The following is a 23,977-nucleotide window of genomic DNA, read 5'->3' on the forward strand; positions in this document are numbered from 1 at the left end:
GCTTCGCCTTGTCGTACGCCAGTACCGCCTGCGGCTTCGCGCCTCGTCTCAATCGCAAACCTTCGGTTTGCTGGGTAGTGTTAGCGGCTCAAAATGCAAGCCTTGCGCATCATTCCACCCAGGGCTGAGCAAATGCCTTTGGCCAAGCTTGAGCCAGATCAGCCAGCAAATCTTGCACATCTTCCAAACCTACACAGAAACGCACCACCGTTCCTGCTTGCACTGCACCACGACCGCAAGCTCGCATGCTTTCAATCTCATAAGGCATCACCAGGCTCATTGGGCCACCCCAGCTGTAACCCAGCTTGAACAGTTGCAAACTGTCGCAGAAATTGTCAATGGCCCCTTGTTCAAACTGCGCATCAATGACGATGCTGAACAAGCCTGCAGCAGCGCCTTTCCCTTGTTGGGATGTCCCGCACAATTGCTGCCAATTCACATGCCCTGGCGCACCATCAAATGCGGGGTGCAGCAGTTGGACCACAGCTTTTTGCTTTTGCAAAGCAGCGGCCAATACCCGCGCAGCTGCATCATGCGCGTGATAGCGCAATGCCACACTGGACAGTGAGCGCAACACCAGTTCTGCATCGTTGGCACCGATACCAATACCCAGACGCATATGGGTGAGCTTGATGCGCATGTGCAGTGCATTGTCGACCGTGATGATGCTTCCCATCAGTACGTCACCACCGCCGCTGGGGTACTTGGTCAGCGCATGCGCTGAAACGTCGACACCCAAACTGCCGCCATCGGCCAATAAATCAAACGGCTGGAAAGCCAGACCTGCACCCCAGGTGTTGTCAAGCACGGTGGTGATGCCACGTTCACGACAGGCTTGCACCAGCGCGATAAGGTCTGGAAACTCCATACTCACACTGCCGGGAGCCTCCAGCCAGACCAGTTTTGTTGCTGGAGTGATCTTGGCTTGCAGGTCAGCCACATTCATCGGCTCATACCACTGGTGGCCAATGCCCCAGCGTGCCAACTCGTGCTCTGCAAAATCCTTGTTAGGCCCATAAGCATTATCAGGAATCAGCACCTCGTCACCGGCAGACAACAAACCCAGCGCAACTGTGCTGATGGCACACAAACCGCTGGGCACCAGCAGACATTGCTTGCCGCCTTCAAGGCTGCACAAGCGCTCTTCCAGTTGGTAAGTGGTGGGGGTGCCGTGCAGACCGTAAGTAAAGCCACTCTTGTCCAGCCAGCGGCGCGTACGCATGTCATGCACATTGTCAAAAATGACCGTTGAAGCCTTGTGCACTGCAGGCTGCGGCGCATTGAAAGCGGATGGGGCTTGGTAGCTGTGGTGCACCAAGTCAGTAGTGATGTGGCGTGCTTGATCCTTCATGCCGACATGTTAAGCCCAAGTGCTTAAGCACCAACAAAACAAAAGCTGCCCAAAGGCAGCTTTGCTATTTGAAAATGGGTTGTGCGGGTAATTACTTCACAGTCAGCAGGTTGTTGACGGAAGTGACGCCTGAGACTGCCTTTGCCAGCTCTTCCGCACGATTCTTGGCTGCTTGATTGGGTGCTTCACCATTCAAGGTAACCACCGTACCTTTCGTATCCACATCAATTTTCAAAGCGCTCAACTCTGGATCTCCCACCAGCGCTGCATTAACCTTGGCAGTCACACCGGCTTCCCCTGCTGCATTGAGAGCATCTGAAGCTGCGTCTTTTGTCGCATCTGCCGCGTTGGAAGCTGCATCCTTTGTGGCATCCACAGCGTTGTCAATCTTTTGCCCTGCAGTCTCAGCAGCACGATCTGCTTCAGCCTTGGCATTGTCCGCTGCTTGCTCAGTTTTTTCGATGGCGTTATCCAGCTTTTGACCCGCTGTTTGACCATCATTGTTGGGGCCGCAGGCTGCCAAGCCCATTGCCAAAGCCGAAACTGCCAAAACCTGCAACAGACGCTTTTGAGAAATAGACATAGTGTGAAAGCTCCTCTTCAGTTGTCGTAATTAGAAAGGTCCAGACCTTCTTTATCGAGACCGCCTGCAACGAATGTAAACAAGCTGTCAGTTACAACCGGTGGGGTGAGCACCAAACCAACCGTAGGACAAGCTCCATCGTCATATCTCTGGTGAAAGCGCCGACAATAGCCACCCTATGCAGTTGAAACAGTGGTTTCCTTTTCTCGCCTGGCCCAGATTGACTCCGGCATTGGCACGCAGCGAAATGCTGGCGGGCGTCACCGTAGGATTGATGCTTTTACCCCAGGGCGTAGCCTACGCAATTTTGGCTGGCATGCCTTTGGTCACAGGCATCTATGCAGCGTTGCTGCCGTCGCTGGTGGCCGTTTTGTGGGGAGCAACACCACGTCTGGGTGTCGGTCCAACGGCCCTTACAAGCTTGCTCATTGGTGCCTCGTTGGCTGGCATGGCCGAACCAGGCAGTGCCCAGTGGGTCATGCTGGCCGCATGGATGTCCATCATGGCTGGCGCAGTGCAGTGGTTGCTAGGGGCCTTGCGCAGTGGCTGGCTGGTTAACCTTGTCACTTCACCTGTGCTCAACGGATTCACCCAAGCAGCTGGTATTTTGATCCTGCTGTCGCAACTGCCAGATTTGCTGGGCTTGCGCAGCTCGTGGAGCGCCTTGTATCACGACCCCAGCTGGCACCACTTTGATCCATGGGCTTTGATGTTTGGCTTGGCCAGCCTGGGTGGCTTATTGCTTTTCAAGCGCTTTGCCCCACGTTTACCGGCTGCAGTCTTGGTGATCGCAGTTTGCGGTGCAATCAGTGCAGCCCTGGGTTTCGCCGAGCATGATGGACAAATCGTAGGTCACCTGCCTGCAGGCATGCCCAGCCTATCGATACCCGGACACATCAGCATGGATGAGATAACGCGTCTGCTACTACCAGTCCTGATGATCAGCCTGGTCAGCTTTTTGGAAGTTGCCTCCAGCGCGCAGGTCGAGCACCGCCAAGCTGGTACGCGCTGGAATGAGAACCAGGATCTGATTGCTCAGGGCATGGCCAAAGTTGTCTCAGGCTTGAGTGGCAGCTTTGCCATCAGTGGCTCTTTCTCACGTTCTGCAGTCGCCCTCCACTCCGGCGCCAAGTCGGGCTGGGCCACCGTGTTTGCTATTGGCATGATCTTGATCACCGTGCTTTGGCTGACACCGGTTCTCTATCACATCCCCCAGGCAGCGTTGGCAGCAGTGGTAGTTTCTGCCGTGATCAACCTGATTCAGCCCCGTACATTGCGCGCACTGTTTCGCATCTCGCGCGTTGAAGGCTCCATTGCATTAACCACGTTTGTGCTGACATTGCTGACAGCGCCCCGCTTGTACTGGGGCGTTCTGGCCGGGGTACTGCTGAGCCTGTGTCATTTTCTCTATCAACGGCTGCATCCTCGCATTCTGGAGCTAGGCGAACATGCAGATGGCAGTTTGCGTTCGCGCGAAGTCTGGAATTTGGCAGCCATAGCTCCGCATGTCTTGGCTCTGCGCATGGATGCTGAGTGGGATTTTGCTTCAGCTTCCGCACTGGAGCGCTACGTGACCAATGCACTGCAACAACGCCCTGATATAGAGACTGTATTTTTGGACGCTCAGCCCATCAACCGCATAGATGTAACCGGGGTTGAGAGCTTCATGCGACTTCGTCAAAGCCTGCATAAGCAGGGTATTCGCCTGCATATCGGAGGACTGAAACTCCCCGTTCAAGCGATACTGGAAAAAGCGGGAGCACTGGTTCCCGGCCCCGACCTGCAACTGTCGCGCACAAATGAGCAAGCATTGCTTGCAATCCGTTTGTCTAGCACAACCTAACAGGCTTTAAAACCGCGTCCTGACTGCATCGACTGCTACACTTCACTGCACTCTTTGCACTGGAATTTGATTTTGTGACTGGCTCATTCAACCTCTCTTCAGTAGCTTTGCAACAGCTCCGTCTAGACGGAGCTTTAGCCTTGCTGGGCCAAGCAGAGATTGCAGCCCTACCAGAAGCTCACGCCAATGCTACGGCCCATCTGCAGGCCATCATCAATGGCTTGTGTGATCTGTCATCGCGTGACCCACTTACCGGCATAGCCAACCGCCGCCACCTTGATGCCATCTTGGATCGAGAGCTTGACCGAGTGGCTCGCTCAGGGGACGTGGCACTGCTGCTCATTGTTGATATCGATCACTTCAAGAGAGTAAACGACAGTTACGGCCACCACATTGGGGATTTGGTGTTGCAGCAAGTAGCCATGACACTCAACCGCTGTGTGCGCCCCATGGATACTCTGGCCCGCTATGGAGGTGAGGAGTTTGCCATTGTGTTGCCTGCCTGCCAGACTGCTTATGGACAGAGTGTTGCTGACCGCATCCGAAGAGCCGTAGAGACCTTAAGCATCAGCATCGCCCCCAATCACGAAATCAGTGTCACCGTCAGCATTGGTGGTGCTTATGCCCTGCAATGGATTCGCAGCACGCGCAAGCTTTGGATTGAACGTTCGGATCAGCAACTCTATCGAGCCAAGGCCGCAGGGCGTAACCGCATCGCCATTGAACAGCAACCCGACAGTGCAGTAACTGCTGAGGAAAAAAACTTGCTCTTCATCCCTGGCTTGGCCACCGAGGCCTCGACGTGTTCTGGCGACTGGATGCAAGTGCTGGCAACTCCCACAGATACCAATGATGGCATCAACTGAAGGTATGCTTTGAAATGAACGACGTGCTGTCTCACTCAACTCCTAACCCGGCAACGGGTGCTGCATCAGGCACTCGTGCGCAGCATACAGCCGGTGCACGCATCATGGCTGTCACCAGCGGCAAAGGTGGTGTTGGCAAAACTTTCGTATCAGCCAATCTGGCGGCATCACTTACACGCCAGGGCCTACGCGTTTTGGTACTAGATGCCGACCTGGGCCTGGCGAACCTGGATGTGGTGCTCAACCTGTATCCCAAGGTGACATTGCACGATGTATTTACTGGCAAGGCTTCCTTGCAAGAGGCCGTGGTGAAAGCGCCAGGAGGGTTCCATGTTTTGCTGGCCGGCTCAGGCATGGTGGAATATTCGCGCCTCACACCAGAGGTGCGTAATCAATTGATTCACGTGATTGATACGCTGGCACCCCATTACGATATTGTGCTGCTTGACACAGGTGCGGGCATTTCGGACGTAGTGCTGTTTTCTGTTTCACTGGCCCACGAAGTTTTGATTGTGGCTACTCCAGAGCCCACCTCTCTGACGGATGCCTACGCTGCCATCAAAGTACTCGCCACACAGCAAAAACGCCACAACATGCGCCTGATCATCAACCAGGCAGCACGACCAGGCGATGGCAGAGCCATTACAGGCCAACTGCAGCAAGTGCTCAATCGTTTTGTTCACTCCGAATCAGGGATGCCCATGCGCCTTATCCACATGGGAGATATTCCCGCTGACAAGGCTGCGCGTGAAGCCATCATGCGACGCCAGCTAATGGTTCAGTCGTCTCCAGGCTGTGCAGCCGCTTTAGCCATGGCGCAGTTGGCTCACCGCATCAAAACCATGGTCACGCCTAGTCAGCCGGCAGAACACTCATCTTCCACCTCATAAAAAAAGAGCTGCAAATTGCAGCTCTTTTTTTGCCCGTATTCAGCCAGATGCTGACACACAGCATGCTCAAAAACGCAAATACATCACTTAAAGGTTGTGAGCTAAGCGTGATCGCTTGGCGTCCACACTCAGGGCTCCTGCTCCAAATGCAGCGAATCCCAGCAAGCCACCGATAACAGCAATGTTTTTATTGAAAAGCAATTGCTGCATGGACGCTTGATCCGCTGGCAATGTCCAATAGGCATGAAAGAAAAAGCTAGCCACAAGCGTAAACAATGCCAGCAATACCGCCGCTGGACGTGTCATAAAGCCAATCAGCAGAAAGACACCTCCAATCAGTTCAATCAAAAGCCCGATTGCGACCCCTATTTCTGGCATAGGCAGGCCCGCCGAGGCGGCGTAACCCACCGCTCCATTGAAACCTGCAATCTTGCTGAAGCCCGCAGGAATGAAAAGCCAAGCCATCAGCACTCGACCCAGCAACGCCAAAGTATTTGTCAAAGACTGATTCATAGAAGATATATTGCAAGCCATAGGACGTAGTGATCCATTCAATCCCTGGCATCACAACCTGTCCTAAGCAGCCAAGTCAAACACCAGAAACTCCGCGTTTTGCCCGCCTTGAAATTGCAGGCTGGACTCATTGTCAGCAAGCAACGCATCTCCGCTTGTCAGCTTTTTACCCGCAACCTCTAGCGATCCCTGGATGACAAACACATAGGCTTTTCGCCCAGAAGGAATGGCATGCACCAATTGCACGATCTGGTCCGCAGCAGGCCGAAGCAGACTGGCGTAAATACGCGCATCAGCATTCAAATGCACTGAACCCTCTACTCCATCAGGTGATGCCACCAGCCGTAAAACATTCGTTTTTTCCGCATCACTGAATTTTTTTTGCTCATAGCCAGGCTCCAGTCCATTGCGACTGGGCAGCAACCAAATCTGCAAGAAATGTGTGCTCTGGCCCTGTGCATGGTTGTGCTCGCTATGAGTCACGCCTGTCCCCGCCGTCATGCGCTGCACCTCTCCAGGATGGATCGTTTGCACATTGCCCATGCTGTCTTTATGCGAAAGCGCGCCACTCATCACGTAGCTCACAATTTCCATATCGCGGTGCGGGTGCGCACCAAACCCTGTGCCGGATGCAATACGGTCTTCATTGATCACACGCAGATTTCCCCATCCCATGTGTTTGGGATCGTAATAGCCTGCAAAGGAAAAGCTGTGGAACGACTTCAGCCAGCCATGGTCGGCGTAGCCACGCTCTTGAGATGGACGTACGTGAATCATGTTCAACTCCTATTAATTGGCAGCGGTGATGTCGCTGCAATAACTCCACTGTAAAAGTCTTCGCTGCTTCGATGTGCGCACTGGTTTGATGGCATCATTCAAACTCTTTGAATGAGCGTACTCCATCGCATGCCCAGCCCTCGTGACGTTTTAACTCCAGACAGTCTTGCCATGTTGCAAGTCATTGCAGACACTGGCAGCTTTGCAGCCGCAGCCAGACAGTTGCGTCTGGTCCCAAGTGCACTGACCTACCGTGTGCGCCAAATGGAAGAAGCCCTGGATGTGCTCTTGTTTGACCGCAGCGCGCGTCAGGCTCAACCAACCGAAGCAGGCCAGGCACTGCTTGCAGAAGGTGCCCGCCTGCTCCTGGATATTGATGCTGTCGCCCACCGTGTTCGCCGTGTTGCAACAGGCTGGGAACCCGAACTGACCATCATGGCTGACGGCGTCATTTCACAACATATATTGCTTGATCTGGTCGAAGCCTTTTATGCATTGAACTCACCCACCAAAATCAAGCTTGGCGCAGGTACGCTCACCGGCCCCATTGAATGTTTGACAACGGGCCGAGCCGACCTGGCGCTGGGAATAGCAGTTAACAACACCAGCACAGCAGGTCTGCAGCTCCATGATCTGGGAGATATGACCTTTGTCTTCACCGTTGCACCTTTTCATCCATTGGCCCATATAGATACGCCGATTAGCGATGAAATGCTGCTTGAGCACCGTTTGGTGGTTGTCGCAGATTCCGCCCAAAAAGAGCGAACGTCCATGGGCTTGCTCAACGGACAGGACATTTTCACCGTCGACACGGTGCAGGCAAAAATCAATGCCCAGTTGCGCGGACTGGGCTGCGGGTTCTTGCCTGAAGCCATTGCTCGCCCTTATGTGAAAGCTGGCTTGCTCGTCATTAAAACCGTCACTCGCCCGACACGTCAGGTCCGCTTACGCTATGCATGGAAAAAGCCCAGCAACGGTGGTCTGGGCAAGGCCTTGCAGTGGTGGCTGGCGCAATTGGAAAGCCCTGTCACCCAGCAGGCACTCCTGGAACAACATCACCCCTTTCCCGAGGTGATCGCACGTTGATGGCTCACATGCATCTCCCCCATTACCGAGGACGCTTTGCGCCTTCTCCCACGGGCCCTTTGCACGCTGGATCTTTGGTGGCCGCGCTGGCAAGCTGGCTGGACGCACGCGCACACAACGGCACATGGCTGGTGCGCATTGAAGACATTGATCACCCTCGATGCCCTGCTGGTGCTGACAGGCTCATTTTGAGCCAATTGGCACAATGCGGCCTGCACTCTGATGAGCCCGTCGTGTGGCAGTCCCAACGTCACAACCATTACGCGCATGCTCTAGAACAACTGCAAACAGCTCAATTGGCTTACCCATGTGGCTGCACACGCAAAGATATTGAGGCCGCTTTAGAGCAGCAAGGGATGCCTCATGAACGTCATATCGAGCGCCCCTACCCTGGCACCTGCAGAAATGGTTTACACGGCAAGACCGCTCGCAGCTGGCGGTTTGCACTTGATGCATATCTTGCCCACCTAACTGAGACGCAGCATCCCCCCTTCAGCAATGCAGATTATTCATTGACCAATGGAGTCTTGACATGGCGTGACAGACGCTTGGGCTCACAACAGCAAGCACCTGCTCAGGTGGCTGGTGATTTTGTGCTAAAGCGTGCAGACGGTCTGTATGCTTACCAACTGGCCGTTGTGGTGGACGATGCATTGCAGTCAATCACCCATGTTGTGCGTGGTGAAGATCTGGCCGACAACACAGCACGCCAGTTGCTGCTGCAGCATGCCCTGGGCCTTCCTCATCCCATCTATATGCATACGCCTTTGGTCCGTATGCCCGATGGAGAAAAGCTATCCAAACAGCACGGAGCCCCTGCGCTGGAGCTTCATCAGCCCATACAAGCCTTGAACACAGCCGCCAGCTGTCTGCATTTAACTAAATTAAGCCCTGAAACTCCAGTGCCTGATGCGCTGTCGCAATGGGTCAAACAATGGCAAGCCACTTACAATGAGCGCCGTGATTGAGCATCAAAACACCACTATGGCTGACATCGATACAGCCCCATCAACGCCTGCCGCTGGCAAGCCGCCCGCTGATGTGGCATTCCCCAAAACCATCCGCAGCTATGTACGACGTACTGGCCGCGTCACCACCGGCCAAGCCAAAGCGTTTGAAGACATTGGCCCGCAGTACCTGCTGCCCTATACCAATGCTCCCCTGGATGCCAAAGCTGCGTTCGGCCGCGAAGGCAAGCTGATTTTGGAAATTGGCTTCGGTATGGGGGAAGCCACCGCGCACATTGCCCGCGTACGTCCTGAAGACAACTTCCTGTGCTGCGAAGTGCATGAGCCTGGCGTTGGTGCATTGCTCAAGCGCATTGGCGAGCAGGATATTCACAACATCCGTATCCTCCAGCACGATGCTGTCGAAGTCATCGACAATATGCTGCCAGAAGCCAGCATCGATGGCGTGCATATTTTTTTCCCTGATCCCTGGCACAAGAAAAAGCACAACAAGCGGCGCTTAATCCAGGGACCTCTGGTTGCCAAGTTGGCCAGCCGTCTTAAAAGCGGCGGCTACTTTCACTGCGCGACTGATTGGGAGCCCTATGCCGTTCAAATGCTGGAAGTACTCAGTGCTGAACCACAACTTGTGAACACTTCACAAGGTTATGCGACCAAGCCGGAGTACCGCCCTCTCACCAAATTTGAAAACCGCGGCTTGCGTCTCGGTCACGGTGTTTGGGACCTGGTTTTCAGCAAACGCTAGAACGCTCACACTGGAGCTTCCTGCCCGAACTTGAAACACAGACTTCAGAACTTGAAGATGGCTCACAAGCACGACTGACAGCAATTGGAGCCATTCATGCTTTCTGTGTGTCAACACATGCCAAGCGCAGGAATGCCCGGGCTTTGAAGCTTTCAAATGCAGACAGGCAATATGGAGAACAGCCTCTCGCGTGACAGCAGCTATATCTTCGTTGAAAGGCGGCCTGATGCCGCCCAGTGCCTGCTCTCATGCTCTTGAATGCGATGCCATCTTCACATGGCGGCATCACGCTCAGCAGCCACAAGACACTACACACTCTGCCTGCCGGGCAACATATTCGTGCTTCCAGGATGCATGCTGGATCAATGTGGCAGAAATTGCCCCAACTCAACCATTTACCGCGCACAGTTGTGCTGTCATCGCAAGCATTTTGAGCGTCTTCAGCGGCCAGCCCAACTTGCTGAACGCCTGTAAAGGCAATGCTTTGCCAGAATTTCACCAGCAAACCCTTAGTTGAGACCTGTTGGCCTTATCTGAGAAGCCCATAACATCGGTGGCGCAAAGCTTTCACTTGCCTTCATTGATATTGGCCGCTTCAAGCGGTCCAATGGTTGTTTTGAATGTCTGGTTGCTTTGAATGTCTATTTGCTGGTGTTGCGACCAGCGGTATTCATCAAAATACTGCCTGAGAAGCACAAACCCGGTCACGCCCCATTTCCTTTGCCTGGTAAAGCAGGCTGTCAGCACGCTGCAGAAGGCTGTCCATGGTGTCGCCTTCTCGCAGTTGCGTAACCCCGAAACTACACGTCAAAGGCAGCACCAAAGTCCCACACACCCACGGCACCCCGCGCACCAGTTCCGCCAGCCGATTGGCTACATGGGTTCCATGGCGGATATCTGTTTCAGGCATGAAGATGACAAACTCCTCACCACCAAATCGCACCAACCAGTCCACATTGGAGCGCAAACCCTGCTGTAAACGCTGGGCGACATCGCGAAGGACTTCATCCCCAACCGCATGCCCATACTGGTCGTTGATCCGCTTGAAGTGGTCTATGTCCGTAAAGATCACTGAAAATGGGCGCCCGTAGCGCGCACTGCGCTCGATATCCAATGGCAGCCGCTGCTCCATGGCCCTGCGATTGAACACACCGGTTAAAACATCCAGTTGCGACATGCGCTGGACTTCCTCGACCAATTCTGAAAGCTCCCGGGTGCGTTCAAGCACAAGCCCATCCAAGTCTTTGATATGTCTGTCCAAGGCTGTTTGCAAGTGGTGGAAGCCTTCTATCATCAGATCGATTTCATCGGCACGTCGATGGTCTGGACGATGAATTTGCAACGGCTGATTCAACTGCTCTGGCTTCAGATCACGCACAAATTCAGCAATCTGGCGCAACGGCTCTCCTAGCTCTCGACGCATCACCCAGGCCACCATAAAACACATCAGTAGCGTAAATATCAAATAGCCAGGGATGACATGCTTTTGTGCTTCCCACAACAAACCACGGTGATAGGCGCGATCAGCCCATACCTCAATCGTACCCAACTCGATGTTCTTCACATCCGGGGAATAAATCACCGTCTGATAAGAAGGGACGTCTTGGCCAGACCCCATTCGTCCAGCGGTAATGAGTTCTCCGGTCGCAGCAATATGCACTCTTACAAAACCAACCGCTTCAATTTCGGTGAGGCGCTGAATATTGCTTTGCAACACCTCACGATCAATGTCCCACAAAGCGTGAGCGATGGCACGGCTACTGGTCTCGACGATCAGTGCCATGGTTTTTGAAAACTGTCGCTCTTGCTTTTGACGATCCAGCCAGACTTGTATGCCGCCAATAACCATCAGGCACACCAACGCCAGCGCAATAATGCGCTGCAGCATCAATGAAGAAATCGAGCGAAAGTCGCAGTTTTCGCGGCTCATACAGCAGATATCTATCGCAGCAACTTTTCCATATCAAAGTCGTAGCTGCGCAATTTGGGATGCAAATGCTTGCTAAAAGGTTTGAAGTCCAAACGCTCAGTCGCTTGATGCGGTCCAAAGCGTTTTTCAAACTGAGCACTGCTATGTGCGTCAAACAACTTAAACATCGGGCGCACCTGCTCTATCCCCTCACTCGCGAAATCCACACCATGGTGATAGTCATACAGCATTACCAAGGACCATGCACCTGCCAAAAAATGTCCGCCAGCCAATGCTGTTAACTGCCCCTCACGGAGCTTTTCAAATGCATCCCCAGAGGTATTCACACCGCTGAACACGGCATCTTTACCAGGCACCCCGCCTTTATCCTGCCATGCCTTCATTGCTCCCAGCGCCATCACATCATTGCCACTCCACACCAGACGTACCTGAGGATAGCGTTTAAACAGAACATCGGCCTGTAGCTGTGCCTTATCTTGCCTCCACTCTCCGTAGACCTCTTGCATCAACTGCACTGCACCGCCTGCATCCTTTACCGCTTTGCGCATACCGCGGTTACGTGCAATGGAGGATGGCGTGGAGCGGTCACCCGCAATCGCCACCATCTGCAATCGCCCTTGATCATCGCGCATGTTGGGCTGCTTGCTTGCGGCACGAATCAAAGCCCGAGCAGTGAGATAGCCTGCATCTTCGGCATTCGGCTCCAAACTACCCAGCCAGAAAGGATAGCGTTCCCTGGGCTGACCAACTTGCTTGCGCAAATCGTCTTGTATGCCACTGAAGGCCATGAAAGCCTTGATCCCAGAGCCAGCCAGCGCCTGCAAAATACTGGGCGCCACACTGTAATCATTCGTGAAGACCACGTAATCCGGACGTTGCTCTGGTGATTGCGCTGCAATGCTTTTTGCGATCTCAATGGGAGCCAGCCGATCGCGCTGCGCATACACCACACGCAGTTGCATTCCCAAGCTATCGGCTGCCTTATGCATGACATCTGCCGCAGCAACCCAATAAGCCTCGTCCGATTTGCCAGGATTGATGAACACCACAGACTGTGCAAATGTCCAGGGACTGCCCATCAGCAGTACTGCAGCAGCGCAGCAACGCAATGCATATATCCAACGCCACTTTCGGACTGCAGTGCAATGCCGCTCAATTGTTTCCATCTGTATGAGCGTACAGCGAAAAGAGCCTCTACAGGAGGACAGTTAACAACTTCTGACTTTTGACTCACTAAAAAGAGCCGCTCACAAAACAAAAAAAGCCAGAAGGCTTACACCCTCTGGCTTTTCAATGGTTTATGCGCCGCGTTCGTTAGATACGCTCGGCCACCCAGGCTTGCACCGAAGCCAATGCCGAAGGCACTGCCGCAGCGTCAGTGCCGCCAGCCATGGCCATATCAGGCTTGCCACCGCCCTTGCCACCCACTTGCTGGGCCACAAAATTCACCAGCTCACCTGCTTTGACCTTGGCAGTTTCAGCCTTGGTCACACCGGCGGCCAGTTGCACCTTGTCGCCGTCCACGGCTGCCAGCACGATCACGGCAGCACCCAGCTTGTCCTTGAGCTTGTCCATGGTCTCGCGAAGGGTCTTGGCGTCAGCGCCTTCCAGCTTGGCAGCCAGTACCTTCACACCGCTGACATCGACAGCTTGCGTCACCAGCTCGTCACCCTGACTGGATGCCAGCTTGCCCTTGAGTGCAGCAATTTCCTTTTCCAGGGACTTGATTTGCTCCAGAGCCGAGGCTATACGGTGATTCACTTCCGTGACAGGGGATTTCAGCGCTGCTGCCGCTTCATCCATGGTGGACTCCAGCGATTGCAGGTATGCCAGGGCGTTCTCTCCGGTCACAGCTTCAATACGGCGCACGCCAGCAGCCACGCCCGATTCGCCTACAACCTTGAACAGGCCAATATCACCGGTGCGGCGCACATGGGTGCCACCACACAGTTCACGGCTGGTACCAATATCCAGCACGCGCACGGTTTCACCGTACTTCTCACCAAACAGCATCATGGCGCCGGTGGCCTTGGCAGATTCGATATCCATCACGCGGGCATCGGTCGAGGTATTGGCCAGCACTTCGATATTCACGCGGCGTTCGATCTCGCGGATTTGCTCCGCAGTGACCGGGGCGTTGTGTGTGAAGTCAAAACGTGTGCGGTCTGCATTGACCAGCGAACCCTTTTGCTGCACATGAGCACCCAGCACTTCGCGCAATGCCTTGTGCATGATGTGCGTGACAGAGTGGTTGCGCATGGTGGCAGCGCGCAGCTGGGTGTTCACCTCGGCTTGCACGACATCACCCACACTCAGGCTTCCGGATGCCAGCACGCCGTGGTGACCAAACACATCTGCCTTGATCTTTTGCGTGTCTTCCACAGTGAAGCTGCCTGCTGCAGAAGCAATCACGCCCTGATCGCCCACCTGACCGCCTGACTCTGCATAGAACGGTGTGGTATCCAGCACCACAACGCCGTGCTGTCCTGCTTGAAGTGCATTCACCGAGGTGCCATCCACATACAAAGCCACAACCTTGGCAGATTCAGCCAGAGAGTCATAGCCCGTGAATGCATTGCTCACACCGGAATACTCCAGAGCGCGGTCCATCTTGAACTTGCCTGCAGCCCGGGCTTTGTTCTTCTGCTCTTCCATGGCTGCATTGAAGCCAGCCTCATCCACAGAAAGGCCTCGTTCGCGTGCCACATCATTAGAAAGATCGAGCGGGAAGCCATAGGTGTCGTGCAACTTGAAGGCCACATCACCAGGCAGCACCTTCACATCACCAGACAGCGCGCTGTCCAGGATTTCCATACCGTGAGCCAGCGTTTCGAAGAAGCGCTCTTCTTCCACACGCAGCACCTCGGTGATACGCGCTTCTTGTTCACGGATTTTGGGATAGGCATCACCCATGGTGGCAACCAGATCCTTCACCAGCTTGTGGAAGAACGGAGTTTTCTGACCCAGCTTGTAGCCATGGCGAATGGCGCGGCGCACAATGCGGCGCTGCACATAGCCACGACCTTCGTTGGATGGAATCACGCCATCCGCCACCAGGAAAGCGGTTGCACGGATGTGATCGGCAATCACCTTCAACGAAGGGTTTTCCAGGTCGTCTGTATGAGTTTCTCGTCCAGCCGCCTTGATCAGATCCTGGAACAGGTCAATCTCATAATTGCTGTGCACGTGCTGCAAGATGGCGGCCAGACGTTCCAGCCCCATGCCGGTGTCCACGCAAGGCGCGGGCAGCGGCTTGACGTTGCCTTGCTCGTCCATGTCAAACTGCATGAACACGTTGTTCCAGATTTCGATGAAGCGGTCACCATCTTCATCGGGCGAGCCGGGAGGACCACCGGCGATATGTTCACCATGGTCATAAAAAATCTCCGAGCAGGGACCGCATGGACCGGTGTCGGCCATCATCCAGAAGTTGTCAGACTTGTAGCGACCGCCCTTGTTGTCGCCAATGCGGATCACGCGCTCTGGTGGCAAGCCGATTTCCTGGGTCCAGATGTCATACGCCTCGTCATCTTCGGCATATACGGTGGCCAGCAGCTTTTCCTTGGGCAGCTTGTACACCTCGGTCAGCAACTCCCAGGCCCACTTCAGGGACTCACGCTTGAAGTAGTCGCCAAAAGACCAGTTGCCCAGCATTTCAAAGAAAGTGTGGTGACGCGCTGTATACCCCACATTTTCGAGGTCATTGTGCTTGCCGCCTGCGCGCAGGCAGGTCTGCACCGACGTCGCACGGTTGTATGGACGCTTGTCGGTACCCAGAAATACGTCCTTGAACTGGACCATGCCCGAGTTGGTGAACATCAGGGTGGGGTCGTTACCGGGCACCAAGGGGCTCGATTCCACAATGGTGTGGCCCTTGGATGCAAAAAATTCCAGGAACGTCTTGCGGATGTCCGCAACGGAGAATTTGGGTGTGCTCATGGATGAATCGTTGTCTTGGTGCGCAAACGCTGCAGCACTAAATAACCTTTGATTATAGGTTTCATGCGCCACTTGACGTGGGAGATAAAACATCGTCCCGATAGGCTTGCACGGGCATGCAGGGAAAAATATGCAATGAAGTGCGCTAGTTAGAAGGCAAAGGCCCCAGGCTGCGTTGTGTCACGAACTCGCGTACGCTGCCCGTAATAGGGTCTTTGAAATACAAGCTTTGTGCCAGAAGCTTCAGAGGCCGAGAAAAGTCCCCCTCTGGCGCATCATCCACCACGGGATACAGGCCGTCGCCTTTAAGCCCCAGACCCAATGCCGCCATATGGACACGCAGTTGATGGCGCTTGCCGCTCACAGGTTTCAGCAGATAACGTGCCCAATGCGCATTGTGTTCGAGCAATTCCATCTGTGTGAAGCTGTTTGGTGCCCCAGGCACTTCATGCATACGAATAAAGTTATCGCTCTCAACCATGCGACTGGCATGTTCCCGCGGGAAAGCCACTGACGGATTCCAAGGCGCAATCGCCTCATAGGCCTTATGCACCGTGCGCTCCCGGAATAGTGACTGGTATGCACCTCGCTCGTGCCTGTGAATCGAAAACAGTACCAGCCCCGCCGTGTCACGATCAATACGATGGACAGGAGACAAATCCGGCAGCCCCAACTCGTTTTTCAAACGCACCAGCAAGGTGTTTTGCAGATAACGACCACCAGGCGTGACAGGTAGAAAATGGGGCTTGTCTGCAACCACTATGTGCGCATCTCGAAACAGCACCTGCGCTTCAAAAGGAATGTGAGGCTCGACCTCCACCTCACGGTAATAGTAGATGCGCAGCCCGCACAACAGAGGCGTATCAGCCCTCACGGGGCGTGCCAATTCGTCCACCACTTCACCACGCGCCATGCGCTGCAGCCAGTCTTCGCGTGAGACAGCGGGCAACCGAGCCTGCAAAAAATCCAGGCAGCTACCCTGCCCCACACTGGGTAAAACCACACAACTGGGCTTGACGCCATGTCGAATTGGCAAAACTTGGGGATCGTGGGTGTTGTACATAGACCATGAAACTTGCCCATACATGCGTCGCAATACTGCCAACCATGCACTGGACAAGAAATAACCGTTCACATCATTTCACTCGAACACCTAGCGGATTGCTGGTGCCGCAATCTCTGCAATAGCCAGCGCTGTGGCCCTGGCCACGCCCCGCTGCAACTGAGCAAATTGCAATGCCGCTTGGCGAGCTCGCTCCAGCCCTGTCTCATCTCGTGCCAATGCTGTAGCCAACTGCACGCCCTGCTCCATATCCAACACCCGAAATGCGGCCCCCATTTCGCATGCCTTTTGCGATGCCTGGGCAAAATTGAAAGTATGCGGCCCCAGCACCATCGGGCACGCACAGGCGGCTGCTTCAATCAGATTCTGCCCCCCCAAGGGCTCAAAGCTCCCACCTAGCAAGCCAATGTGTGCCGCTGCGTAATACATTGACATCTCGCCCACGCTATCCCCTAGCCAAACATCAACATCCGCAGGAGGCAGACCATCACCCCATTGGCTGCGGCGGGCAACTCGCAAGCCGGCTTGCTGCAACATGGCATATACCGCATCAAAGCGCTGGGGATGACGCGGAACGATCAGCCACTGGCACTGCCCAGCCACGCCATGGAATTTGCGCCCATCCCATTGGGCAATCCATTGCGCTTCTTCTCCTTCGCGCGAGCTGGCCACAATCACCACGGGTTTGCTGCATGCAGCGCGCCAGGCAATACCGCGGGCCAGCAATGCCGCATCGGGCTGCAAATCGAACTTCAAGTTGCCCAATACAGACTGAACAGGAGCGCCCAGGCTCCGCAAGCGCTGGGCATCGTCTTCCGTCTGCGCCCATGCCGCGTGCAAGGCACGATACACAGGAATGAATAAAGAAGGCCAACGCTGTGCGCCCGCATGCGACTTCTCATTGAGCCGTGCATTGGCCAGCACCAAGGGCACGCCCGCTTTTTGGCAACCCAAAACCAAATTGGGCCAGACTTCGGTCTCCATCAAAACGCCCACAATCGGCTGGAACTGTCGCAAAAAACGCTGAACCGCACGGCGGGTATCCCAGGGCTGCCACACCTGTACATCGCCAGCCTGCAACAATTTTCTGCCTTCTGCCCGACCCGTTGCGGTGCCATGGGTCAGCAGCAAACGCATGCCCGGAATTGCTGCTCGCAACTCCTGAACCAGGAGTGCAGCCGCACGTGTCTCACCCAGCGAGACTGCATGCACCCAAACCCACCGCCCCAGAGCATCGCGCCCCAGATCCTTCGGCGTGTAGTAACCAAAGCGCTCTGGCACAGCCTCCGCATAGCCAGGCTCTGCCAGCGCACGCCGACGCAGCTTGCGCTTGAGCAAGGGCTGAGCAGCCCAAGCCAATGTGGAATATGCAGCCAGACTCCAGTTCATGGCTCGCGCCTTTGTTGCCACTGCATCATTTAGTGCGCGGCATTGCCGACCTTCGCACCGGGCTTCACTCTTTCGAGCAAGGCCAGCATTTGCGATTCAATACGCTGCAAAGCCTCTGGCGTATGTCCTTCAAAGCGCAATACCAGCACTGGCGTGGTGTTGCTGGCTCGAATCAAGCCAAAGCCATCCGCCCAGTCCACACGCAAGCCATCAATGGTGCTGATTTGTGCGGGTGCAGCGAACACTTCAGGAGCAAGAGCCTGCAGCTGTGCTGTCAGCACGTGCGGCTCACCTTCGCCACACGCCACATTCAGCTCGGGCGTTGAGAAGCTGGAGGGCAATGCGTTGAGCACCGCACTGGGATCTTGTTCTTTGGACAAAATTTCCAGCAAACGGCAACCCGCGTAAGTGCCATCGTCAAAGCCATACCAACGCTCCTTGAAAAAGATATGACCGCTCATTTCACCACCCAGCGGAGAGTTGACTTCTTTCATGCGCGCCTTGACCAGAGAGTGTCCTGTTTTGTACATCTCAGGCACACCACCAGCCTCTCGAATTGCTGGAGCAAGACGCTGGGTGCACTTCACATCAAACAAAATCGTGCCACCGGGTACGCGCGAAAGCACATCTTTGGCAAACAGCATCATCTGGCGATCCGGATAAATGGTTTGACCGTCCTTGGTCACAATGCCCAAACGATCACCATCGCCATCAAAAGCCAGACCAAGCTCTGCATCCGTGTCTTGCAAGGCCTTGACTACATCTCGCAGGTTCTCTGGCTTGCTCGGGTCGGGGTGGTGATTGGGGAAATTGCCATCCACTTCGGAGAACAGTTCCAGCACCTCACAACCCAGCGCACGGAAAATAGCTGGTGCCGTCGCTCCTGCCACACCGTTGCCGCAATCGACCACCACCTTGATGGGGCGCGCCAGTTTCACATCACTCACAATACGGTCGGTGTAATCTGCCAGTACATCGGCCTGGCGAACACTACCGCCCTCCTTCAGGCTCCAGGCCTCAGCCTCAATGGTTTGGCGCAACGCCTGAATCTCAGGGCCGTAGATTGCACGGCCTGCCAATACCATCTTGAAACCGTTGTAATCCTTGGGGTTGTGGCTACCCGTCACCATGATGCCGCTGTTGCACAAGGTGGCTGCCGCAAAATACAGCATGGGCGTGGTACACATGCCCACATCAATCACCTCAACGCCCACATCCACCAAACCTGCCATCAACGCATTGCTCAAAGCCGGGCCAGACAAGCGTCCATCACGCCCCACTGCCACGACGCGCTCACCTTCCGCCAAGGCGGCCACTCCAAAGGCCCGACCAATACTGCGCGCAACATCTTCAGTCAATGTGGAGGGCACCACACCGCGAATGTCATAGGCCTTGAAGATAGAAGCTGCAATCTGCACAGTAAGTTCCTTAGCGGTTGTCAAAAAACAAGGCACGAATTCGTGCCCGGTGCCATTTTAGTAGCGTCCCCAAGGGGTGGTGACAAGTCACCAGTACAACTCTTGCAAGACGAGTAAGGAGCGGCTATCACAAAATTAGTCCTTTAAAACTTTTGCGCCAGATATGGCTCGAGCGTCAAGGCAATATTTAAACAGTACCCACACCGCACCAATTTCTGCTTCCATCTCCACAAAGCAGTGCTTTCGTAAACAAAAACCTCTGTTAGAGCCTAACCCTAGGCAGTAAGCAGCCTGAACTTCCCTATCGTTGCTTTCAGATCAACGAAAGGAATGCATGAACAACTTGCTGCGCACATTGGTTATGGGTTCTGCTTTTACTGCAACGCTGGCTTGGTCTTCAGAATGGCCTGCACGTCCAATCACCATCGTGGTTCCAGCAGCTGCCGGTGGTACCACGGATATTGCCGCGCGCGTGCTGGCCGAAAAAATGGGGAAAGACCTTGGCACCTCGATCGTCATCGAAAACAAGGGCGGCGGTGGGGGCAGCATAGGCACGGCACAGGTGGCTCGTGCTGCGCCCGATGGTTACACCCTCCTCATGGGCAATATTGGGCCTGTGGCCATCAACTTCAGTCTGTACAAAAACCTGAGCTACAAGCCCACCGATCTGCGCGGCATTACCAACGTCATTTCTGTTCCCAATATTCTGGTGGTGCACAACGAGTCACCCGTTAAAGATGTTAAAGACCTGATCGCCCTGGCTAAAACTCGCACCTTGAATGTTGCCACCTCTGGCACTGGACAGTCGCCGCATATGTCGTCCGAGATGTTTCGGCAAAAAGCAGGTATCGAGGTAACGCTCGTGCCCTTTACCGGCGCAGCTCCGGCTGTAACTGCGCTGCTTGGTCAGCAGGTGGATTACATGATCGACAACCTGCCCAGTTCCATGCCACATATCAAGTCAGGCAAATTCCGTGCACTGGCCATCACCAGTGGCCAACGTGCACAGCAGCTGCCTGACATCCCCACCATGACAGAAGCGGGAGTTCCCATGCAGGTGACGGCATGGTTTGGATTACTGGCACCTTCAGGCACGCCCGACGCCATCGTCGAAAAAGTACAGCGAACAGCACGCAAAGCCATGGAAACCCCAGAAGTGCGGCAGAAGTTTGCCGATCTGGGTGGCGTGCCCGGTGGTGAGTCGCCAGCGCAATACGACGCTTTTATTGATCAAGAGCGCAAAAACTGGGCTCAGATCGTCAAGGCCTCAGGCATCACCTTGGACTAACTCCCTGGCAAAGCTGTTCCTGCAGAGTTTTGCTTGTCAGATGTGCTCATCCACCCTTTTTTGCATCGTTATGCCGCAGGCATTGAACCGCAGCCACTTATTTCTCTTCACCATGTCCATTCACCCTGATGACCTGCTCACGCAAACTTTCGGTTCCCTACCTGATCTGCTAGCACAACAAGCCAAGCACTCTCCGCAGAAAACGGCTTTGGTGCTGGATGCGCAACAACTGAGTTTTGAAGCACTGAATACCGGTGTTGACCGTGTGGCCTGCGCTTTACAGCGCCAAAGAGTGCAGCCTGGAGATGTGATTGCGATATGTGCCAACACCTCCATCCCCTACGTGCTGGCTTACTTTGGCACTCTGCGTGCAGGCGCAGTTGTAGCCCCTTTGGCACCGTCATCTACGGCGGCGCATCTCAGTGCCATGCTGGAAAACTCCGGTGCCACCGTGATCATGCGAGACAGGGCGATCGCAGATACTTGGCCCCTGGCTGCCTCCACTGACTTGCAATGCGTTGCGCTGGATGACGCGCCACAAGCAGGACAACCATGGAGCCAGTGGCTCGCACCTGAGGGCAGTGTGCCCACGCCTGTTCAACCCAAACCTGACTGGCCCTTCAACCTGATTTACTCCTCAGGCACAACGGGGGTGCCCAAAGGCATCGTGCAATCTTGGGGCATGCGCTGGTCACACCTGCAACGTGCCATCCACAACGGCTATGGTCCGCAGGCCGTTTCTCTGTGCGCCACACCGCTTTATTCCAACACCACCCTGGTGGCAGCGCTGCCCACGCTGGCGCTGGGCGGCACACTGGTGCTGATGCAAAAGTTTGATTGCAGCCGCTATCTCCAGCTTGCACAGGAGCACCACGCCACCCACTCCATGCTGGTGCCCGTGCAATACCAGCGCCTGATGCGCAGTCCAGACTTTGATGCCAGCCTGATACCTGCGCTGCAGCACAAGTTCTGCACCAGTGCGCCATTTCATCCCACACTTAAAGAAGAAATACTGCGCCGCTGGCCTGGCAAACTCATTGAGTACTACGGACTCACCGAAGGTGGGGTGCGCTGCGAATTGCACTGCCATGAATTTCCCCACAAGTTGCACACCGTAGGCCGTGCGGGTCCTGGTGCCGATATTCGCTTCATTGATGAGTCGGGCAAGGAGCTAGCTCCGGGTGAACAGGGTGAAATCGTGGGCCGCTCAGCGGGAATGATGACGGGCTACTACCGTCTGCCAGAAAAAACCCAGGAAGCGGAGTGGTTCAGCCCCGATGGCCAACGCTTTATTCGCAGTGGAGACGTGGGCAGCATGGATGCCGACGGGTTCATCGTGCTGGGCGACCGCAAGAAAGACATGATCATCACAGGTGGCTTCAATGTATATCCGAGTGACATTGAAGCCGTGCTGCGCATGCATCCCGATGTGCAGGAATGCGCTGTGATTGGTGTTCCCAGCGAGGAATGGGGGGAAACACCTGTGGCCTATGTGGTGCAGCACCCTGAGACGCACTGCACAGAAGCTCAGTTGCAGCACTGGCTCAACGAGCGCTTGGGCAAGACCCAGCGTGTGGCTGCACTGCGGCTGACCGATACCTTGCCTCGCAGCGAAATTGGCAAGGTGCTCAAACGCGAGTTGCGCGAGATTTATCTGCAATCTCTCACAGCAACGCACTGAGCTTCACCCTCTTTCTCCATGCGCCGCCCCCGTGCGGCCTCCCCTGCCAGCCATCACTTCAAGTGAGGTTCCCATGTCCAAAGCTATGTCCCGCCGCGCCTTTCTGACTGCAGCACTGGCCGCCACCTCCTTGGCCGCTCCCTCTGCCTTCGCCCAGGAATGGCCCAGCAAACCGATTCAGCTTGTCATTCCGTATCCACCTGGAGGCAGCGCCGAGCTGCTGGCACGCCCTTTGGCGTTGCAATTACAGCAACAGCTAGGCCAGCCCGTGGTTCTCGAATACAAGGCAGGCGCTGGTGGCACCGTGGCCTCGCAATATGTAGCGCGCGCCAAACCCGATGGACATACCATCTTGATGGTGCTGGCTGCACATGCCATCAACGACAGTCTTTACCCCAAGCTGCCCTACGACACACGCAAAGACTTCACGCCAGTGTCGCTGGTGGCGAACCTGCCCATGATTGTGGTTGCCAGCAACAAACTTGCTGCACGCGATATCCCCGCCCTGATTAAGGCGGCCCAAGCCGAGCCAGGGGTGCTCACTTTTGGTTCGGCAGGCAATGGCAATACCGGACATCTTGCTGGAGAGCTGTTCAGCAGCAGCGCAGGCGTCAAAATGACGCATGTCCCCTACAAAGGGAGCGCAGGCGTTGTAAACGCCATGCTTGCAGGTGATATTCACCTGACATTCGACAGCATTTCCACCTCCATGCCACACGTTCGCAGTGGTCGCATGCACGCCATTGCTGTCACCAGCAAGCAGCGCTCTGCGCTTGCGCCAGAAGTGCCTACCGTCCAGGAGCAAGGGTTGAAGGACTTCGATATCAATGGCTGGTACGCCATCATTGGCCCGGCACAGCTACCTGCATCCATCAGCCAGCGATTGAGTATTGAAATTGCCAAAGCCGTCGCCACGCCACAACTGCAGCAGCAAATGACTGCCGCAGGCTATGAAGCCGTAGGCTCCAGCCCCGCAGAGCTGGAAAAACACATTGACCAGGAGATACAGCGCTGGTCTGCCGTGGTGAAATCCACTGGTGCCCGTATTGACTAAGTGAATGACTTTTTATTTCCATCCATGAGTACACAGACCACCTCCGCTGCTATTGATAACACTGTTCTGGACCCCACCCGCTATGCCAACGCAGCTGACGGTGTGCTGTTTGGTCTGCCCATGCCCATGTCCCGCGTGATGGCGTTCAGGGGCGAACGCATTGGTGAAGATAGCGCGCAAATCCGCATGGCTTTTCAAGCCGAGCAAGCCAATAGCCGGGGTGAAGTACACGGTGGCTCCATTGCCACATTGCTGGACTGTGCCCTGGCCTCGGCTTGCCGCGCCCACGACCCAGAAGCCTACGGCGTGGCAACCATTGATCTGTGCCTGCACTATGTCAGTGCCGGCTCCGGTGACTTGATTGCCACCGCACGCTGTGAGCGTCGTGGCCGCTCAATCAGCTTTGCGCGTGGTGAAGTGCGCATGCAAGACGGCACCTTGGTGGCCATGGCCACGGGCTCTTTCAAACTCATCTTGCGCCAACCAGCACCCGTGAACTGACCACTCGCTGTATTGCATTGCAGGAATGCCACTCCCGCATCAGGCGGAACATGAACAGAGAAAAGATTGCCCTATCGAGCCGCCGTCCGCAA

At 55.1% G+C, this 23,977-nt stretch carries 20 protein-coding genes; 10 read left to right on the top strand and 10 right to left on the bottom strand.

The window, feature by feature from the left end; genetic code table 11:
• Positions 1-109 precede the first annotated feature (109 nt).
• Positions 110-1,351, bottom strand: coding sequence for a PLP-dependent transferase (locus QEP11_RS18370; RefSeq protein WP_284338097.1), 1,242 nt, complete (start codon positions 1,349-1,351; stop codon positions 110-112).
• A 91-nt stretch (positions 1,352-1,442) separates the two neighbouring features.
• Positions 1,443-1,934 carry a BON domain-containing protein gene (locus tag QEP11_RS18375; RefSeq protein WP_284338098.1) on the bottom strand — a complete coding sequence of 164 codons (492 nt, stop codon included), beginning with the start codon at positions 1,932-1,934 and terminating at the stop codon, positions 1,443-1,445.
• 178 nt (positions 1,935-2,112) lie between these two features.
• On the opposite strand from QEP11_RS18375, the gene QEP11_RS18380 reads away from it, so the two are divergent.
• The 3 genes from QEP11_RS18380 to QEP11_RS18390 all read left to right on the top strand — a co-directional run bounded on the left by QEP11_RS18380 (position 2,113) and on the right by QEP11_RS18390 (position 5,533).
• Positions 2,113-3,777, top strand: a complete 1,665-nt coding sequence (locus QEP11_RS18380; RefSeq protein WP_284338099.1) for a SulP family inorganic anion transporter — start codon at positions 2,113-2,115, stop codon at positions 3,775-3,777.
• Positions 3,778-3,884: 107 nt separating this feature from the next.
• A complete protein-coding gene (locus QEP11_RS18385; protein ID WP_284338100.1) occupies positions 3,885-4,643 on the top strand; it encodes a GGDEF domain-containing protein in 759 nt (252 codons plus the stop codon).
• 14 nt (positions 4,644-4,657) lie between these two features.
• Positions 4,658-5,533 (top strand): MinD/ParA family protein, encoded by an 876-nt coding sequence (locus tag QEP11_RS18390; RefSeq protein WP_284338101.1) that lies wholly within the window; start codon positions 4,658-4,660, stop codon positions 5,531-5,533.
• An 87-nt stretch (positions 5,534-5,620) separates the two neighbouring features.
• Here the strand turns inward: QEP11_RS18390 and QEP11_RS18395 are convergent, their stop codons facing one another.
• On the bottom strand, positions 5,621-6,046 hold the full coding sequence (locus tag QEP11_RS18395; protein WP_284338102.1) for a DoxX family protein: 426 nt from the start codon (positions 6,044-6,046) through the stop codon (positions 5,621-5,623).
• A 63-nt stretch (positions 6,047-6,109) separates the two neighbouring features.
• Positions 6,110-6,823: a pirin family protein gene (locus QEP11_RS18400; protein WP_284338103.1), complete on the bottom strand. Its 714-nt coding sequence runs from the start codon at positions 6,821-6,823 to the stop codon at positions 6,110-6,112.
• Positions 6,824-6,952: 129 nt separating this feature from the next.
• On the opposite strand from QEP11_RS18400, the gene QEP11_RS18405 reads away from it, so the two are divergent.
• The 3 genes from QEP11_RS18405 to trmB are packed head-to-tail and all read left to right on the top strand — an operon-like array spanning position 6,953 to position 9,622.
• Positions 6,953-7,909: a LysR family transcriptional regulator gene (locus tag QEP11_RS18405; protein ID WP_284338202.1), complete on the top strand. Its 957-nt coding sequence runs from the start codon at positions 6,953-6,955 to the stop codon at positions 7,907-7,909.
• Between the two features lie 8 nt (positions 7,910-7,917).
• Complete coding sequence (gene gluQRS / locus QEP11_RS18410; RefSeq protein WP_284338104.1) at positions 7,918-8,877, top strand: tRNA glutamyl-Q(34) synthetase GluQRS; 960 nt, start codon at positions 7,918-7,920, stop codon at positions 8,875-8,877.
• A 16-nt stretch (positions 8,878-8,893) separates the two neighbouring features.
• Positions 8,894-9,622, top strand: coding sequence for a tRNA (guanosine(46)-N7)-methyltransferase TrmB (gene trmB, locus QEP11_RS18415; protein WP_284338203.1), 729 nt, complete (start codon positions 8,894-8,896; stop codon positions 9,620-9,622).
• Positions 9,623-10,295: 673 nt separating this feature from the next.
• Here the strand turns inward: trmB and QEP11_RS18420 are convergent.
• The 6 genes from QEP11_RS18420 to QEP11_RS18445 form a co-directional block, all read right to left on the bottom strand.
• Positions 10,296-11,552 carry a diguanylate cyclase gene (locus QEP11_RS18420; RefSeq protein WP_284338105.1) on the bottom strand — a complete coding sequence of 419 codons (1,257 nt, stop codon included), beginning with the start codon at positions 11,550-11,552 and terminating at the stop codon, positions 10,296-10,298.
• Between the two features lie 11 nt (positions 11,553-11,563).
• The gene (locus tag QEP11_RS18425) at positions 11,564-12,631 is read right to left on the bottom strand and encodes an ABC transporter substrate-binding protein (RefSeq protein WP_284338106.1); all 1,068 of its coding nucleotides are present in this window, start codon (positions 12,629-12,631) and stop codon (positions 11,564-11,566) included.
• A 235-nt stretch (positions 12,632-12,866) separates the two neighbouring features.
• Complete coding sequence (gene alaS / locus QEP11_RS18430) at positions 12,867-15,491, bottom strand: alanine--tRNA ligase (protein WP_284338107.1); 2,625 nt, start codon at positions 15,489-15,491, stop codon at positions 12,867-12,869.
• A 145-nt stretch (positions 15,492-15,636) separates the two neighbouring features.
• On the bottom strand, positions 15,637-16,554 hold the full coding sequence (locus QEP11_RS18435; RefSeq protein WP_284338204.1) for a pseudouridine synthase: 918 nt from the start codon (positions 16,552-16,554) through the stop codon (positions 15,637-15,639).
• A 90-nt stretch (positions 16,555-16,644) separates the two neighbouring features.
• Positions 16,645-17,943, bottom strand: a complete 1,299-nt coding sequence (locus tag QEP11_RS18440; protein ID WP_284338108.1) for a 3-deoxy-D-manno-octulosonic acid transferase — start codon at positions 17,941-17,943, stop codon at positions 16,645-16,647.
• 29 nt (positions 17,944-17,972) lie between these two features.
• A complete protein-coding gene (locus QEP11_RS18445; RefSeq protein WP_284338109.1) occupies positions 17,973-19,361 on the bottom strand; it encodes a phosphomannomutase/phosphoglucomutase in 1,389 nt (462 codons plus the stop codon).
• 361 nt (positions 19,362-19,722) lie between these two features.
• Between QEP11_RS18445 and QEP11_RS18450 the strand changes: the two genes are divergently transcribed.
• The 4 genes from QEP11_RS18450 to QEP11_RS18465 all read left to right on the top strand — a co-directional run bounded on the left by QEP11_RS18450 (position 19,723) and on the right by QEP11_RS18465 (position 23,885).
• The gene (locus QEP11_RS18450; protein WP_284338205.1) at positions 19,723-20,649 is read left to right on the top strand and encodes a Bug family tripartite tricarboxylate transporter substrate binding protein; all 927 of its coding nucleotides are present in this window, start codon (positions 19,723-19,725) and stop codon (positions 20,647-20,649) included.
• Positions 20,650-20,761: 112 nt separating this feature from the next.
• Positions 20,762-22,330 carry a class I adenylate-forming enzyme family protein gene (locus QEP11_RS18455; RefSeq protein WP_284338110.1) on the top strand — a complete coding sequence of 523 codons (1,569 nt, stop codon included), beginning with the start codon at positions 20,762-20,764 and terminating at the stop codon, positions 22,328-22,330.
• A gap of 73 nt (positions 22,331-22,403) precedes the next feature.
• On the top strand, positions 22,404-23,384 hold the full coding sequence (locus QEP11_RS18460) for a tripartite tricarboxylate transporter substrate binding protein (RefSeq protein ID WP_284338111.1): 981 nt from the start codon (positions 22,404-22,406) through the stop codon (positions 23,382-23,384).
• 120 nt (positions 23,385-23,504) lie between these two features.
• Positions 23,505-23,885, top strand: coding sequence for a PaaI family thioesterase (locus tag QEP11_RS18465; RefSeq protein ID WP_284338206.1), 381 nt, complete (start codon positions 23,505-23,507; stop codon positions 23,883-23,885).
• Positions 23,886-23,977: the final 92 nt, after the last annotated feature.

Source organism: Comamonas halotolerans (assembly GCF_030162935.1).
In the GTDB taxonomy this organism is placed as follows: domain Bacteria; phylum Pseudomonadota; class Gammaproteobacteria; order Burkholderiales; family Burkholderiaceae_C; genus Comamonas; species Comamonas halotolerans.